This window comes from Shewanella septentrionalis (assembly GCF_025370265.1).
Taxonomy (GTDB): Bacteria; Pseudomonadota; Gammaproteobacteria; order Enterobacterales; family Shewanellaceae; genus Shewanella; species Shewanella hafniensis.
In genome coordinates this window covers 1-1,769 of sequence record NZ_JAMTCC010000104.1, presented here as the reverse complement: position 1 = coordinate 1,769, position 1,769 = coordinate 1, and the positions used below count along the sequence as shown (strand labels likewise).

At 48.3% G+C, this 1,769-nt stretch carries 1 protein-coding gene; it reads right to left on the bottom strand.

Annotated elements, in window-relative coordinates:
• Positions 1–68 precede the first annotated feature (68 nt).
• Positions 69–1,769, bottom strand: a 1,701-nt coding sequence (gene traC, locus NE536_RS22685; RefSeq protein ID WP_261274106.1) for a type IV secretion system protein TraC, incomplete at its 5' end; no start/stop codon positions are given.

The window sequence follows — 1,769 nt, the reverse complement described above, 5'->3', positions numbered from 1 at the left end:
ACCCACAGGGTGATCATGACGCCCAGCGTAACCAGCCATAAAATTGATTGAATAATGGTTTTTTCCATTTATGCGGCCTCTTTGTGGGTTGCTGCTGCGGACAAAATGGCATCAAAACGAGCCATATCATCGGGATAGAAATGTTGGGCTGTCAGTTCAATGGCATCGAGTAACGGCATGCCGCCTTTAATAAGGTTCTCACAATGCTCAAATTCTTTCGGCTCGGTTGAGAGCATGGCGCGCGACCATGGATCGGCAAAAATCCGGTGAAAGGACACTAGCCCGCCCGCTTTGAGCATGACGCAGGAATGACCCGCATCATTGGCGCGGGGGAATGACTTGATCATGTGTTGCTCGAAGGGCGAGAAGTGGTCAGGATGTTTGTTCAAGAAATCCCCAAAGCCATCACCTTGTCGTAATGTGATATGAATATCTGAACTGTTCAGTGCCGCTTCGGCCTCGGCGTTGGCAAAGAAGTCGTTCATGCCTTGCGTTACTGTGGCAAAGCTACCGCCGAACTTACGCACTGTGCGATAACCTTCGTTGATGAAATCCTTACTTTGCGCATTCGCGCCGCTCATGAGCGACCACGCTTCTTCAATCACACAGATTTTCGGAATAGAACGTTGGCCCGATAAGTACATTTGTTGGCTAATCGTCACCATTAACGCGAAAATCACCGGACGTTGCAGCTCGCCTTTAAATCCATCGAGTTCAAGAGTGGTGATATCGATATTGGGATCGAGCATCGAGGGCTTATTGAAAATCGCGCCATGAATGCCGTTAGAGCAGAACTTGTTTAATTGCGCAGCGATATCACTGATACGGGTATCGTCATTTTTTTGCGCGGCAATGTCATAGAGTGCCTTTTGCACATCGTCAATCAGCGTGTCGTTACCGCATTTTTGCCATGCCAGCAAAATAGCATCGCCGAGTAATGCCGTCTGAAATCCGGTGAGCTTTTCATCAGGAGATGCCATGGTGGCGATAAGCGCGGTGATGTTTCCCAACACTTCGGTGATGGGATCAATGGCTTGACCTTCATCATCGAGGATTGGGCCAAAAGTGCCCGCATCCCGCACGCTTAATACTTTGCCTAAGTGGGTAAACGGGTTTAGGAAAATCTGCGAACTATCGAGATAGACGCCGCCTAATGTTTGAGTGAGTTTTTTATAGCTTTGGCCTTTGTCTAAAATCCATGCCTTGCCCCCTTTGGCAAAAATAGATTTCACCAAGGCTTGCATGAAGAATGACTTCCCTGCCCCTGAGCCGCCCGTGATGGCCATGTTGTAGTTATCACTGCCGCAGTTAAACGGATCGAAATAGCTAATTTGATGGCGCATTGTTGGCAAGAGTAACCCTGCGGATAAGCGTTTGTAGTCTGCAACAATCGGTAAAAAGTTCACCAAGTTTGAGGTTTTCATCATGAAACACAGGCCCGCTTTTTGGCTGTCTTTCATAAAGCCTTCGCTCATTGAGAACGGGAGTGTGGACAGAGTACACATGCCTTGCAGTTTATTGTTTCGGATTAAATCAATGCCTGCCGTGCGGAATGTCGCTATCGCTTTTGAGGTGTCGTGGCGGTGCTTCTCTTCTGTCGTATACAGGGTGACATTCAATGTCATGGTGGTGATTTTAAAGGCGTGTGAGCTGAGTCCTTTTTGTATCTCCTTGCGTTCAGCCAGTTCATCCGCAGCACTGGGGATCAACAACCGCATAGGGGAGTTGACCGTTTTCGTTAGTGAGCCAATTTTGCTGTCGTTACGGGT